Below are 13,182 nucleotides of genomic sequence, written 5' to 3'. Positions count from 1 at the left end.
GGTTTAGAAAGCAAAAGGGCAGCGCCATTCGGCCCTGCCCTTTTCAGTTATCAGGCCTCGGGTTCCTGATCCGGTACCACCACGCCTTCGCGCGGCTCGTCCGGGTTAGGCGCTGGCAGATTCATCAGCTTCGCCAGAATGCTGGCCAGTTTCAGGCGCATTTCCGGACGGCGGACGATCATATCGATAGCGCCTTTCTCAATGAGGAACTCACTGCGCTGGAAGCCCGGCGGCAGTTTCTCACGTACGGTCTGCTCGATAACGCGAGGACCGGCAAAGCCGATCAGCGCTTTTGGCTCCGCGATGTTCAGGTCGCCCAGCATGGCGAAGCTTGCAGAAACGCCGCCCATGGTTGGGTCGGTCAGTACCGAAATGTACGGCAGACCGCGCTCCTGCATTTTCGCCAGCGCCGCAGAGGTTTTCGCCATCTGCATCAGGGACATCAGCGCTTCCTGCATACGTGCGCCACCGGAGGCGGAGAAGCAGATCAGCGGGCAGTTGTCTTCCAGCGCCTGCTCAACGGCACGCACGAAACGCGCGCCGACCACGGAGCCCATTGAGCCGCCCATAAAGGAGAACTCAAACGCGGCGGCAACCACCGGCATTTCATGCAGGGTGCCTTTCATGACGATTAGCGCGTCTTTCTCGCCGGTCTCTTTCTGCGCAGAGGCCAGACGATCTTTGTATTTTTTGGAGTCGCGGAACTTGAGCACATCTTTTGGCTCCAGTTCGCTGCCCAGTTCTACCAGAGAACCTTCGTCCAGCAGGCTATGCAGGCGGTTGCGCGCCGACATACGCATATGGTGGTCACACTTCGGACACACCTCAAGATTGCGTTCCAGCTCTGCGCGATACAGAACCTGGCCGCAGCTATCACACTTCGTCCATACCCCTTCAGGAATGCTCGCTTTACGCGTTGGGGTAATGTTGCTTTTAATTCGTTCAATCCAGCTCATTGATAACCTTTCTGCCTGAACCTGGTCGTATGCCAGTTTTGCTGTAAGAGGCGAATAATGCCATTTTTGCCTCCAACAGACCATGAATGTTGCACATTAAAACATAACAGCCCGAAACTTTGGATAAAAAAGTGGTCGAACCGCCAGCGTGCATTTACTTCGCTTGCTTTGCCGCCGCGCGTTTGTGACGGATAATTTCGATGACGCCAGGCAGTACGGAAAGCACAATAATCGCTACAATCAGTAACTTAAGGTTTTCCTGAACCACCGGCAGATCGCCAAACAGGTAGCCTGCATAGGTGAACAGCAGCACCCACAGCAGCGCGCCCACCACGTTGTACATGGCAAAATGACGATAGGACATGTGACCCATTCCCGCCACAAACGGTGCAAATGTACGCACAATAGGCACAAAACGGGCAAGGATAATGGTCTTACCGCCATGGCGCTCATAGAACGCATGGGTCTTATCTAAATAACTGCGGCGGAAAATCTTCGAGTCCGGATTACTGAACAACCGCTCGCCAAACACCCGCCCGATGGTGTAGTTGACCGCATCACCAACAATCGCGGCGATGATCATCAGGACGACCATCAGATGGACATTCAGGTCATTCGTTGGCAGTGCGGATAACGCGCCCGCCACGAACAGCAGTGAATCTCCAGGCAGGAACGGCGTAACCACAAGGCCGGTTTCACAGAACAGAATGAGGAACAGAATGGCGTAAACCCAGACGCCGTACTGCGCGACCAGCTCCGCCAGGTGAACATCAATATGCAGGATGAAATCAATCAGAAAACGTATTACGTCCATATTGTCTAAGCCCTAATTGCACCTTTGTTTAGTCCGCTAAAAACAGCGGGCCCATTGGCGGTTTTGGCAGGTCGAACCGGTCCGGATAATCCACCGAAACCAGATACAGCCCTTCCGCTTTCGCCGTTGCTGCCGCAAGCGTTCTGTCCTTCGCTGCAAGCAGTTCTGCAATCCAGCTCTCCGGCTGGTGTCCGGCGCCCACTTCCATCAGGCTGCCCACAATATTCCGCACCATATGATGTACAAAGGCATTGGCTTTGATATCCACCACCACATACGCGCCATACCGACTGACGTTAATGTGCATGACGTTACGCCACGGCGTACGGGACTGACACTGCACCGCACGAAACGACGTAAAATCATTCTCTCCAATCAGACACTGCGCCGCACGCTGCATACGTTCTGCATCCAGCGGTTCATAAAAATGCGTCACGCCCTGGCTTAACACCGCCGGGCGCAGGCGCTGGTTATAGATGACATAACGGTAGCGCCGCGCCGTCGCGCTGAAACGCGCGTGAAAATCATCCGGCACAGCTTTCACCCAACGCACGGCAATGTCACCAGGCAAATTCGCATTTACACCCAGCGTCCAGGCCGCGTCTTTGCGCACGGCGGTGGTGTCAAAATGCACCACCTGCCCCGTGCCGTGAACGCCGGCATCGGTGCGGCCCGCGCAGAAGACGCTTATCGGTTCATTCGCTACCTGAGAGAGCGCTTTCTCCAGCTTCTCCTGGACGCTGCACACCTCATTCTGCCGCTGCCAGCCATAGTATTTACTGCCATCGTATTCAATGCCGAGGGCAATTCTGTGGACCGGCTTTTGTTCCACATCTGACATCAGTACAGATACTCCTGCACCAGTTTTTCCGCGATTTTGACCGCCATCAGCGCGCCGCCAAAACGCACGTTGTCGGCAACGGACCAGAACTGCACCTGCTCCGGCATACCGTAATCGTTACGCACGCAGCCCACAGAGAGATGCGCGCTGCCGGTGGCGTCGCCCGCCTGCGTCGGGAATTCGCTCTCTTCGGACAGGACAATGTCCGCACCGCGGCCAAACGCGTCGCGGGCTTCTTCAGCCGCCAGCGGACGCAGGGCTTCAAACCCGACCATCTGCGCGTGGCCGTAAAAGACCGGAGACTGCACGACATTCGCGGAGATCATCAGCCCGTCATCCTGCAAAATTTTGCGTGCTTCATCGACGATACGACGCTCTTCCCGCACCGAACCTTCACGATCCGGCAGCAGCGGCAGCATGTTGAACGCCAGCTGGCGGCCAAAGAAATCATCTTCGTCGATCGGGATACCGTTCAGCAGCTTCGCGCTCTGCCCTGCCAGTGCGTCTACGGCTTTTTTACCGTTAGCGGAGGCTGAAAGCAGGCTGGTCACGGAAATACGCGACAGGCCACCGTCGTCGATCAGCGGCTTCAGCGCGGTCAGCAACTGGCTGGTGAGACTGTTCGGTACTGCAATGATGTTGCGGTTGCGGTAGTCAGCCAGCACAAACGGGTTGACGTCTGGCACCACCAGCGGCACATCCGGCTCCAGGGAGAACAGGCCGCTCAGGTCGATCACCAGACAGCCTGAATTTGTCGCTTCTTCAATGTAAGACGCCGTGGCTTCCGCACCTGCGGCAAAAAACGCCAGCTGAGCCTGCGTCCAGTCAAACGCGGCGGCGTCCTGCACCATCACGGATTTGCCGCCGAAACGCAGATGTTCTCCTGCGCTGTCGGTACGCGCCAGTGCGTAAATCTCACCCACCGGGAACTGACGCTCAGCAAGGGTTTCAAGCAGGGCTTCGCCCACGGCGCCAGTGGCACCCAAAATGGCAATGTTCCAGCCTTCAGACATGGTGGTTTACTCCAGAAATAAAAAGCGTCCCTGCCGGAGCATCCGACAGGGAGCATTAAGAAGACATTAACGTGCCGGGTGGTGAACGGCGTTAAATCCCAGTTTATGCAGCAGCCCCGCCGCTGACGCGTCATCGCACATGACATACAGGGAAGACCACTCGCGGCGCTCAAGGTAATTTTTGCGCAGCTTGTCAAACTCACCCGGAATACCCGCCACTTTACGCAGCAGCGCGTCATCGCGGCGCACATCATACACCAAATGCACCAGCCTTTTCAGCGTTGCCTGATCGAGCGGGCCGTGCAGAGTGATGCGACCAAATTCTGGCGCGGGGAGTAAGGTATCCAGCGCTACCTGCTGCGTATGACCGATAAAGTCGCTGTAGGCTTCAAACACCTGCGTCGTGCCGCGCGCTTTGCCTTCAAGCGTGTAGCCAGCGATATGCGCGGTGCCCACGTCCACCTTGTTGAGTAGCTCAACGTTGAGATCCGGCTCGGGTTCCCAGACGTCCAGCACCACGCTGAGGTTTTGTCGTTCGTTCAGACATGCCAGCAGCGCCGCGTTATCCACCACCGGTCCCCGGCAGGCATTTATCAGAATAGTGCCAGCCTTCAGACGGCGGATCAGCTTTTCGTCGGCCAGGTGCAGAGTCTTGTACGGCCCCTCTTTAAAGAGCGGCGTATGGAAGGTGATGACGTCGCACTCGTCGACCAGCTCATCCAGCGTGCGGAAGTCGCCTTCATCGCCGTTATCCTTACGCGGCGGATCGCACAGCAGGGTGTGGATACCCCAGGCTTCCAGACGCTTTTGCAGACGTCCGCCCACGTTGCCCACACCCACAATCCCGACGGTGCGGTCTTTCAGCGCAAAACCATCGCGCTCGGCCAGCATCAATAGCGAGGAGAAAACATATTCCACGACGGCAATGGCGTTACAGCCTGGCGCCGCGGAAAAACCAATCCCCGCCTGCTTAAGCCACTGGTCATCCACATGATCGGTCCCGGCCGTTGCCGTCCCGACAAATTTAACCCCTTTGCCGGTGAGCAGTGCCTCATTTACTTTGGTCACCGAGCGCACCATCAGGGCGTCTGCATCGTCCAGTTCGCTGACCGGAATCGGGCGACCAGGGACAGCCTTAACCTCACCCAGGCGGCTGAACAGCTCACGGGCGTAAGGCATATTTTCATCAACGAGGATTTTCACGTCTGAGTACCTGTTTGAGAGGAAGTAAACCTGCCAAGTGTGCCATAATCTCGCCGCCGGGCATATATCTCCGCCCGGTTACGCAGAGTTTGACTTTAAGGATTTTTGACGATGCAGCCCATTTCAGGTACGCCTCCGCGCCCTCCGGGTGAAGGCCCCGTAACGCCCAACACGCCAGGCGAACAACCGCTCTCCACGCAGCAACGCACCGTACTGGAGCGTCTGATCACGCGTCTTATTGCGTTAACCTCACAGCAAAACGCAGAGGTATGGGCCGGCGTTAAGCACGATTTGGGCGTAAGAAACGATGCGCCGCTACAGTCGCGCCATTTCCCTGCCGCCGAACAAAACCTTAACCAGCGTCTTACCAGCGCACAGCAGCAACATACTACCCGTCAGATTATCTCGCAGCTGACCGAGCTATTGGGCCAGGGGAATAATCGCCAGGCGGTGAGTGATTTTATCCGTCAACAGTACGGTCATACCGCCCTGAGCCAGCTTTCGCAAGAACAGCTGAAAACCGTGTTGACCCTGCTGCAAAGCAATCAGCTTTCTATCCCGCAGCCGCAACAGCGCCCGTCTACAGAGCGGCCATTGCAGCCTGCGGAGCATAATACGCTCAAGCAGATGGTCACTAAACTGGCTGCCGCTACCGGCGAACCCACAAAGCTTATCTGGCAATCCATGCTGGAACTTTCCGGTGTGAAAGCGGGCGAGATGATCCCGGCAAAACAGTTTACCCATCTGGTCACCTGGCTCCAGGCGCGTCAGACGCTCAGCACCCAGAGCGCCCCGACCCTGCACAGCGTACAGGCGGCGCTGAAACAACCGCTGGAACCGCACGAGTTCGATACGATCCGGGATTACGCTCAGCAGAGCTGGCAGGCTACGCCGCAAACGGTGCTGACCACCGCGCAGGTGCAGGATGTGCTCAATCAGATCTTCGTTCGCCGCGCCGAGCGGGAAGGCGGCGTGCCGGAGGTAAGAAACATTCAGCCGATCTACAACCCGCTGTTTGCCCCCGTAGTTGATACGTTCAAAACGCTTTCTGCCCGTCCGGGATTGATGTTTATCGCGTTGGTGATTGCGCTGGCGATTTTCTGGCTAGTTGCGTGAGGATTTGCCCGGTGGCGCTTCGCTTACCGGGCCTACAACGGCTCGAACAGTAGGCCGGGTAAGGCGAAGCCGCCACCCGGCAACATACTACCGCTTGCGAAACGCCACCAGCGTCACCACAATTCCCACCACCGCTGACACCGCACCGGCCAGGAAGACGGAAGGATAGCCAAACGACGTTGCAAGCAGCCCCGCCAGCGGCCCGGTGACCCCGTATGAGATATCCTGAAACGCCGCATAGCCGCCCAGCGCCGTGCCGCGCACCTGCGGAGCCACGCGCTTCACCACTTCAACGCCCAGCGCCGGGAAGATCAGGGAGCAGCCGCAGCCGGTCAACGCCGCACCCAGCAGCGCAACGGATGCAGAGGGCGCCTGCCAGAGCAGTACCAGACCCACGGTCTCAATGACAAGTGACGCCACGGCCACCTTCACGCCGCCAAAGCGATCCGGCATCCAGCCAAACAGCACGCGCATCAATACAAACGCGCCGCCAAAGGCCGTCAGCGTAAAGCCCGCCATCGCCCAGCCGCGGCTCATGAAATAGAGGGAAACAAAGGTACCAATAACCGCGAAGCCCACCCCCTGAAGCGCCAGCCCAAGCCCCGGCTGCCAGATTTGCCCCACCACGCTCCACAGCGAAGGACGCTCGCCTTTATGGGCGGGCACCTTACGCACCGAACCGTTAAACGCCCACGCCAGCAGCGGCAATACCATGGTGGTGCCTGCCAGCGCCGCAAAACCAAACTGGCTGTGGATCAGCAGCCCCAGCGGTGCGCCTGCCGCCAGCGCGCCGTAAATCGCCATCCCGTTCCAGGACATCACTTTTCCGGAACGCGCAGGCCCCACCAGCCCCATTCCCCAGGTAAGGGTGCCGGTCAGCAGCTGGCTTTCGCCAAAGCCGAGGATCAGACGCCCTGCCACCAGCAGCGCGAATTTATACGCTGCATCTATCGGCAACAGCGCCGCCAGCAGCCAGGCTCCCCCCGCCAGCCCGCAGGCAAACATGCCCTGCAACGCCGAGCGTTTTGCGCCGTGCTGATCCGCCAGGCGACCGGCGTAGCCCCGGGTTAATACCGTCGCTAAAAACTGAATGCCCACCGCAATACCGACCATGGTGTTGCCATAGCCCAGCTCCTGGTGAACGAACAAGGGGATCACCGGCAGCGGCAGGCCAACGGTCATATAGGTCAGAAACACCGCAAAGGCGATGCGGAAAAGGGAAAGGTTCCCGGAAGGAGCGCTCTTCTCAGGGGTAACAGCCTTCATGCATAACTCCGTGTTCAGGCATAAAAAAAGGGAGCCGCGCGGCTCCCTTCTACTATACCTTCAAACGCTTACGCTTTCAGCTTACGCATCACCAGCGTGGCGTTGGTGCCGCCGAAACCGAAGCTGTTGGACATAACGGTCGTCAGCTCACGTTCGGTGGTTTCGGTCACGATGTTCAGGCCAGCCGCCTGCTCGTCCATCTCTTCGATGTTGATGCTTGGCGCGATAAAGCCGTTTTCCAGCATCAGCAGAGAGTAGATCGCTTCCTGCACGCCCGCCGCGCCCAGAGAGTGACCGGTCATGGCTTTGGTTGCAGAGATAGCCGGGCTGTTGTCGCCGAACACTTCACGGATCGCACCCAGCTCTTTCACGTCGCCTACCGGCGTTGAGGTGCCGTGGGAGTTCAGGTAGTCGATTGGAGTATCAACACCGTGCATCGCCATCTTCATGCAGCGCACCGCGCCTTCACCGGATGGAGCAACCATGTCAGCGCCGTCAGACGTTGCGCCGTAGCCCACGATCTCAGCATAGATGTGCGCGCCACGCGCCAGCGCGTGTTCAAGCTCTTCAACCACAACCATACCGCCGCCGCCAGCGATAACAAAACCGTCGCGGTGTGCATCATAAGTACGGGACGCTTTGTCTGGCGTTTCGTTGTATTTGGTGGACAGTGCGCCCATCGCGTCGAACTCACAGGCCATTTCCCAGCCCAGCTCTTCGCCGCCGCCAGCAAATACGATGTCCTGTTTGCCCAGTTGGATCTGCTCAACCGCATTACCGATACAGTGTGCGGAGGTCGCACATGCGGAGCTGATGGAGTAGTTCACACCGTGGATTTTGAACGGCGTTGCCAGGCACGCGGAAACCGCTGAACCCATGGCTTTGGTCACAACATATGGACCGACCGCTTTCAGGCCGCGCGGGCTGCGCATGGCGTCAGCACCGAACACCTGAGCTTTAGAAGAACCGCCGGAACCTGCAATCAGGCCCACGCGTGGGTTGTTCTGGTAAACGTCTTCGCTCAGACCAGAATCCTTGATCGCTTCCTGCATGGAAAGATAGGCGTAGATAGAGGCATCGTTCATGAAACGAACCACTTTACGGTCAATTAAACCGGTGGTGTCCAGTTTAACGTTACCCCATACGTGGCTACGCATTCCAGAATCTTTAAACTCTTCAGAGAAAGTGATCCCGGAGCGTCCTTCACGCAGAGATGCCAGGACTTCCTGCTGGTTATTACCGATGCTGGAAACGATGCCCAGGCCAGTAATCACTGCACGTTTCATTCAATACCTCTGTAAGTCGCACTATAAAAAGTTTCGAGTCGCACAATAGCGTACACTTGTACGCCGAACAAGTCCGATCAGCCATTTTCTGTGGAAATTTGCACCGATGGGCTCACATCGCTAAGATCGTGCCACTGCCTGTCGGACGAGTAACTTACGTGAAACAAAACGCCATACAACCTGCCAACCTCGAATTCAACGCTGAGGGTACACCTGTTTCCCGAGATTTTGATGACGTCTACTTTTCTAATGATAACGGACTGGAAGAGACGCGCTATGTCTTCCTCGACGGAAATCATCTCAGCACCCGCTTCCCTGAGCATCCGCGCAGTCTGTTCGTCGTGGCGGAGAGCGGTTTCGGCACCGGGCTGAATTTTCTGACCCTCTGGCAGGCGTTCGATCAGTTTCGCGCTGCATACCCCGAGGCTACCTTACAAAGATTACATTTCATCAGTTTCGAAAAATTTCCGCTTACCGCGCACGATCTGCGGCTTGCCCATCAGCGCTGGCCGGAGCTTGCCCACTGGGCGGAACAGCTTCAGACCCAGTGGCCACCGGCTATCGGCGGCTGTCATCGTCTGTATCTGGATGACGGACGCGTCACCCTCGACCTGTGGCTGGGCGATATTAACGACCTGACCGATAAGCTTGATGACTCAATGAATCAGAAAGTGGACGCCTGGTTCCTGGACGGTTTTGCGCCCGCTAAAAACCCGGACATGTGGAGCCCGCACCTGTTCAGCGCCATGGCACGTCTGGCGCGCCCGGGCGCGACGCTTGCTACCTTCACCTCCGCGGGCTTTGTCCGTCGTGGGTTGCAGGAGGCGGGGTTTACCATGCGGAAAACCAAAGGCTTTGGCCGCAAACGCGACATGCTGGTCGGGGTGATGGAACAGGATCTGGCGATCCCGGCGCAGGCCCCCTGGTTTGCCCGCCGCGCCAGCACCTCGCGTGAGGTCGCTATTGTGGGCGGGGGTATTGCCAGCGCCCTGCTCTCGCTGGCGCTGCTGCACCGTGGCTGGCAGGTGACGCTCTACTGCGCTGACGAGGCACCGGCGACGGGCGCATCAGGCAACCGTCAGGGCGCGCTTTATCCCTTATTAAGTGCACACGATCCGGCACTGTTCCAGTTCTTCCCGGCGGCGTTTACGTTTGCTCGCCGCCTTTACGATAGCCTGCCTGTTGGGTTCGACCACGACTGGTGCGGCGTGACGCAGCTCGGCTGGGACGAGAAGAGCCAGCAGAAAATCACCCAAATGCTGTCGCTGGGGCTGCCGGAAACCATCGCCCATGCAGTGACGGCTCAGCAGGTTGCTGAGACCGCTGGTGTCGACACCGGCTGCGGCGGAATTCAGTATCCACTCGGCGGCTGGCTGTGTCCGGCTGAACTGACTTCTGCGGCGATAGCCCTCGGGCAGTCGCGTGGGTTGACAGTGCATTATGCCCATAAGGTTCAATCGCTAAGCCGCACTGCACACTGGAAGCTGCGTTTCGCTGACGGTAAAGAGGCGCAGCATGCCAGCGTTGTACTGGCCAACGGACATCACATCACTCAGTTTACCCAGACAGCGTCATTGCCGGTTTATCCAGTCGGCGGCCAGGTGAGCCATATCCCGACCGCGCCCGAACTGAGCAAACTGCGTCAGGTGCTGTGTTACGACGGCTACCTGACGCCGCAAAATCCCTCCAACGGCCATCACTGCATCGGCGCCAGCTACCATCGCGGTGAAACAGATATGCAGTACAGCGAAGCGGATCAGCAGCAAAACCGACAGCGCCTGGTCGACTGTTTTCCGGATGCGTCGTGGGCGAAAGAGGTTGATGTCAGTGAGGGTCAGGCGCGCTGCGGCGTACGCTGCGCGACCCGCGATCACCTGCCGATGGCGGGAAACGTGCCGGACTATGACGCCACGCTTGAAGTCTATCAGGATCTTGCAGACAGCAAAGAAACGGCGGTAAGTGCGCCCGTTCACCCCGAGCTGTTTATGCTGGGTGGCTTAGGCTCGCGGGGATTGTGCTCCGCGCCGCTGCTGGCTGAAGCGTTAGCCGCGCAAATGAGCGACGAGCCGGTTCCGCTGGACAGGGTTACGCTCGCGGGGCTGAATCCAAACCGACTGTGGGTGCGGAAATTGCTGAAGGGGAAAATGGTCAAGTAGGGTGCGGTCTGGTGCCCTCACCCCGGCCCTCTCCCTGTGGGAGAGGGCGGTGATACACTTACTTCGCTTTCGCCTGCTGGAACAAATTATCCCACATGCCCAGCACTAAAGACTGGTCGCGCGGAGAGAGTTCCCCGGCCTGAATAGCGTTTTCCAGGCTGCGAGTGACTTCCGCGTGAACGGCGTCGGCAGAGTGATCGTCCCCGGCTTCCAGCGCGGCTACCGCCAGCGTCAGGTGACCACGCAGATAACCGCTGGCGAACAGCTCATCATCACTGGCGTGTTCCACCATGTCATCAATTAACGCCAGAATGCGTGATTCAAATTCTGCGATCATCTTCTTTCCTCTGTTAAAGATCTTCCGGCCACGGGAAGCGTTCCGCCGTGATCTCCGGCGTGTGGTAATAATTCTGTAAAGCCTCGATCAGGCGTGCCGGACGTGCCGGGATGCCTTTCTCAAGATATTCCATCACCTGCGCATGAACGCGGCGCTGGAAGACGATACGGTCTGGCTCGAAGTCGCCTTCGAGGTTGTCACAGCTCACGTTGAACGGGAAACCCGCCGCCACGCAGAACAGCCATTCCAGCGCCTGGGGTTTCACCTCCACATCTTCAAACTGCCCCTGGGTGGCGGCGTCGCGCCCGTCCGGGCAGTACCAGTAACCAAAGTCCACCAGCTCGCGACGCGCTTTCCCGGCGATACACCAGTGCGAAATTTCGTGCAAACCGCTGGCGTAAAAGCCGTGGGCAAAGATGATGCGGTTATACGGAACCTCGTCATCAGCTGGAAGATAGATCGGTTCGTCGTCGCCTTTAATCAGACGGGTATTAAAATCATCAGCAAAACAGCTATCGAAGATCTCAATCAGCTGTTCGTAGTTATGCGTACTGTTCATTAGTTCATCCCCAACCAGGTGAGGATCTCCTGTCCATGGCTGTCATAAAGAAGTTTGGCGCTCATCACCGCCGAGACGACAACAATCATCGGGCGGATCAGCTTTTGCCCTTTGCTTAATACCAGACGCGAGCCTGCGCGCGCGCCCAAAAACTGCCCTGCCATCATCACAAACCCGGTTGCCCAGATAACCTTGCCGCCAATGATAAACAACAGCAGACCGCCGACGTTGGAGGTCGCGTTGAGGACTTTGGCGTGGGCGGTGGATTTGGCGAGGTTGAACCCGGCCAGCGTCACGAATGCCAGCGCGTAAAACGAGCCTGCCCCCGGGCCAAAGAAGCCATCGTAAAAACCGACGCAGCCACCGGCGATCAGCGCAAACGGCAGGCCGTGAAGGCGACGCTGTCGATCTTCTTCCCCGAGCTTTGGCATGAGTAAGAAATAGAGGCCGATACAGATAACCAGCAGCGGCAGGATCTGGCGCAGAATGTCGGACTGTACGTGCTGGACCAGCAGCGCGCCCGCCGTTGAGCCAATAAACGTCATCAGGATATTGAGCTTCTGATCGGCGAGATTCACAACTTTACGCCGAATGAAATAGAGCGACGAGGAGAGCGAACCGCCGCATGCCTGGAGTTTGTTGGTGGCAAGCGCCTGGGCAGGGCTCATGCCTGCCGCCAGCAACGCCGGAACGGTGAGCAACCCGCCGCCGCCCGCCAGGGCATCGATAAATCCGGCTAACATTGCAACAAAAAAGAGCACCGCCAGCAGCAGCGGTGACACCATGAACAGGTCGACGAAATTATCCATTAAAGTACATGCTCATCCAGTAGCGCCTGGCAGGAAGGCGGCAACGGAGGCGGTGTCTTCTTCTCAGGCTTAGAGGTTCCAGGCTTGGCTGGTTCAAACCAGCTTTGCAGTTCGTAACCACAACCATCGCCAGGCGGTGGCAGCGGCTGATCTTCACATTCCAGGCTGTTCGCCGGGCAGCGCAGGCGAACATGCATATGGGCACGATGCTGGAACCACGGGCGCACTTTACGCAACCAGTCGCGATCCGTTCCCGCATCCAGGCAAAGCTGCTGCTTGATGGCCGGATTAACAAAGATCCGCGTGACGTCGTTATCCTTTGCCGCCAGCTTAATCATGCTGGAAATTTCCGGCGACCATCGCGAGGCGACGACACGTTTACCGTCGGCCGAGACCAGATCCAGCGCCTGCGGTTTCAGCAGTTGCGCTGAGCTCCAGCGCGTTTTCGGCAATTGCAGGAAGATATCCACATCCAGTCCGGTCTGGTGGCTGGCGTGACCGCCGTTAAAGCGGCCACCGGCAGGCATCCCCATATCGCCAATCAGCATCGTGCCCAGCCCCAGATTATGCACCTGGTTGCCAAGACGCTGAATAAAAAGCACCAGGTCAGGATGGCCGAAATAACGGCGCTGGTCGGTGCGCATCACCTGATAGGTATCCGATTGCAGCGGAAGTTCCTGCGCGCCGACGATACACCCGTTGGAGAAAGCGCCAATGGACTGCGCGCTCCCCGCTACCGGATGGGTGATTTTCTGCCACGGCGTAGCGGCCAGGCTTGCTCCACTGACCAGCAGCGCCAGCAGAGCGATTGCGGTTTTTTTCATAG

The 13,182-nt window shown here is 58.0% G+C and carries 13 protein-coding genes; 2 read left to right on the top strand and 11 right to left on the bottom strand.

Annotated elements, in window-relative coordinates; genetic code table 11:
* Nucleotides 1-50: 50 nt before the first annotated feature.
* The 5 genes from accD to pdxB form a co-directional block, all read right to left on the bottom strand.
* Nucleotides 51-956, bottom strand: a complete 906-nt coding sequence (accD, locus tag ACOTYB_RS16745; RefSeq protein WP_003861408.1) for an acetyl-CoA carboxylase, carboxyltransferase subunit beta — start codon at nucleotides 954-956, stop codon at nucleotides 51-53.
* 154 nt (nucleotides 957-1,110) lie between these two features.
* Nucleotides 1,111-1,770 carry a DedA family protein gene (locus ACOTYB_RS16740; RefSeq protein WP_003861406.1) on the bottom strand — a complete coding sequence of 220 codons (660 nt, stop codon included), beginning with the start codon at nucleotides 1,768-1,770 and terminating at the stop codon, nucleotides 1,111-1,113.
* Between the two features lie 28 nt (nucleotides 1,771-1,798).
* On the bottom strand, nucleotides 1,799-2,611 hold the full coding sequence (truA, locus tag ACOTYB_RS16735; protein ID WP_409248805.1) for a tRNA pseudouridine(38-40) synthase TruA: 813 nt from the start codon (nucleotides 2,609-2,611) through the stop codon (nucleotides 1,799-1,801).
* Nucleotides 2,611-3,624, bottom strand: a complete 1,014-nt coding sequence (locus tag ACOTYB_RS16730) for an aspartate-semialdehyde dehydrogenase (RefSeq protein WP_421765844.1) — start codon at nucleotides 3,622-3,624, stop codon at nucleotides 2,611-2,613. The genes truA and ACOTYB_RS16730 overlap by 1 nt, the downstream gene beginning before the upstream one ends.
* A gap of 66 nt (nucleotides 3,625-3,690) precedes the next feature.
* Nucleotides 3,691-4,827, bottom strand: coding sequence for a 4-phosphoerythronate dehydrogenase PdxB (gene pdxB, locus ACOTYB_RS16725; RefSeq protein ID WP_421765843.1), 1,137 nt, complete (start codon nucleotides 4,825-4,827; stop codon nucleotides 3,691-3,693).
* A gap of 111 nt (nucleotides 4,828-4,938) precedes the next feature.
* Here pdxB and flk point away from each other — a divergent pair, with 111 nt between their 5' ends.
* Nucleotides 4,939-5,943 carry a flagella biosynthesis regulator Flk gene (gene flk, locus ACOTYB_RS16720; protein WP_045141721.1) on the top strand — a complete coding sequence of 335 codons (1,005 nt, stop codon included), beginning with the start codon at nucleotides 4,939-4,941 and terminating at the stop codon, nucleotides 5,941-5,943.
* Between the two features lie 87 nt (nucleotides 5,944-6,030).
* Here flk and ACOTYB_RS16715 read toward each other — a convergent pair whose 3' ends face one another.
* Together ACOTYB_RS16715 and fabB are read right to left on the bottom strand one after the other, a co-directional pair.
* A complete protein-coding gene (locus ACOTYB_RS16715) occupies nucleotides 6,031-7,209 on the bottom strand; it encodes an MFS transporter (protein ID WP_045349110.1) in 1,179 nt (392 codons plus the stop codon).
* Nucleotides 7,210-7,277: 68 nt separating this feature from the next.
* Nucleotides 7,278-8,495: a beta-ketoacyl-ACP synthase I gene (gene fabB, locus ACOTYB_RS16710; protein ID WP_003861395.1), complete on the bottom strand. Its 1,218-nt coding sequence runs from the start codon at nucleotides 8,493-8,495 to the stop codon at nucleotides 7,278-7,280.
* Between the two features lie 158 nt (nucleotides 8,496-8,653).
* Here fabB and mnmC point away from each other — a divergent pair, with 158 nt between their 5' ends.
* Complete coding sequence (mnmC, locus tag ACOTYB_RS16705; RefSeq protein WP_220153258.1) at nucleotides 8,654-10,651, top strand: bifunctional tRNA (5-methylaminomethyl-2-thiouridine)(34)-methyltransferase MnmD/FAD-dependent 5-carboxymethylaminomethyl-2-thiouridine(34) oxidoreductase MnmC; 1,998 nt, start codon at nucleotides 8,654-8,656, stop codon at nucleotides 10,649-10,651.
* Between the two features lie 58 nt (nucleotides 10,652-10,709).
* Here mnmC and ACOTYB_RS16700 read toward each other — a convergent pair whose 3' ends face one another.
* Genes ACOTYB_RS16700 through mepA form a run of 4 tightly spaced genes read right to left on the bottom strand, consistent with a single transcriptional unit; the run spans nucleotide 10,710 to nucleotide 13,180 of the window.
* Entirely contained in the window at nucleotides 10,710-10,988 is a 279-nt protein-coding gene (locus ACOTYB_RS16700; RefSeq protein ID WP_003861391.1) for a YfcL family protein, read from the bottom strand.
* Between the two features lie 13 nt (nucleotides 10,989-11,001).
* Nucleotides 11,002-11,547, bottom strand: a complete 546-nt coding sequence (locus ACOTYB_RS16695) for an elongation factor P hydroxylase (protein ID WP_023314593.1) — start codon at nucleotides 11,545-11,547, stop codon at nucleotides 11,002-11,004.
* Nucleotides 11,547-12,356 (bottom strand): sulfite exporter TauE/SafE family protein, encoded by an 810-nt coding sequence (locus tag ACOTYB_RS16690; protein WP_003861386.1) that lies wholly within the window; start codon nucleotides 12,354-12,356, stop codon nucleotides 11,547-11,549. The genes ACOTYB_RS16695 and ACOTYB_RS16690 overlap by 1 nt, the downstream gene beginning before the upstream one ends.
* Nucleotides 12,356-13,180 (bottom strand): penicillin-insensitive murein endopeptidase, encoded by an 825-nt coding sequence (gene mepA, locus ACOTYB_RS16685; protein ID WP_023325006.1) that lies wholly within the window; start codon nucleotides 13,178-13,180, stop codon nucleotides 12,356-12,358. Before mepA ends, ACOTYB_RS16690 begins: the two co-directional genes overlap by 1 nt.
* Between the last annotated feature and the right edge of the window lie 2 nt (nucleotides 13,181-13,182).

Source organism: Enterobacter cloacae complex sp. IR5450, from assembly GCF_049238665.1.
In the GTDB taxonomy this organism is placed as follows: Bacteria; Pseudomonadota; Gammaproteobacteria; order Enterobacterales; family Enterobacteriaceae; genus Enterobacter; species Enterobacter hormaechei_C.
The sequence above is the reverse complement of the archived record's forward strand: the minus strand, read 5'-3'. Positions and strand labels throughout refer to the sequence as shown.

What these genes read in the sequence shown, in the direction of transcription:
- accD (WP_003861408.1), bottom strand. Translation starts at nt 956, where the DNA reads ATGAGCTGGATTGAACGAATTAAAAGCAACATTACCCCAACGCGTAAA.
- ACOTYB_RS16740 (WP_003861406.1), bottom strand. Translation starts at nt 1,770, where the DNA reads ATGGACGTAATACGTTTTCTGATTGATTTCATCCTGCATATTGATGTT.
- truA (WP_409248805.1), bottom strand. Translation starts at nt 2,611, where the DNA reads ATGTCAGATGTGGAACAAAAGCCGGTCCACAGAATTGCCCTCGGCATT.
- ACOTYB_RS16730 (WP_421765844.1), bottom strand. Translation starts at nt 3,624, where the DNA reads ATGTCTGAAGGCTGGAACATTGCCATTTTGGGTGCCACTGGCGCCGTG.
- flk (WP_045141721.1), top strand. Translation starts at nt 4,939, where the DNA reads ATGCAGCCCATTTCAGGTACGCCTCCGCGCCCTCCGGGTGAAGGCCCC.
- ACOTYB_RS16715 (WP_045349110.1), bottom strand. Translation starts at nt 7,209, where the DNA reads ATGAAGGCTGTTACCCCTGAGAAGAGCGCTCCTTCCGGGAACCTTTCC.
- fabB (WP_003861395.1), bottom strand. Translation starts at nt 8,495, where the DNA reads ATGAAACGTGCAGTGATTACTGGCCTGGGCATCGTTTCCAGCATCGGT.
- ACOTYB_RS16700 (WP_003861391.1), bottom strand. Translation starts at nt 10,988, where the DNA reads ATGATCGCAGAATTTGAATCACGCATTCTGGCGTTAATTGATGACATG.
- ACOTYB_RS16695 (WP_023314593.1), bottom strand. Translation starts at nt 11,547, where the DNA reads ATGAACAGTACGCATAACTACGAACAGCTGATTGAGATCTTCGATAGC.
- ACOTYB_RS16690 (WP_003861386.1), bottom strand. Translation starts at nt 12,356, where the DNA reads ATGGATAATTTCGTCGACCTGTTCATGGTGTCACCGCTGCTGCTGGCG.
- mepA (WP_023325006.1), bottom strand. Translation starts at nt 13,180, where the DNA reads ATGAAAAAAACCGCAATCGCTCTGCTGGCGCTGCTGGTCAGTGGAGCA.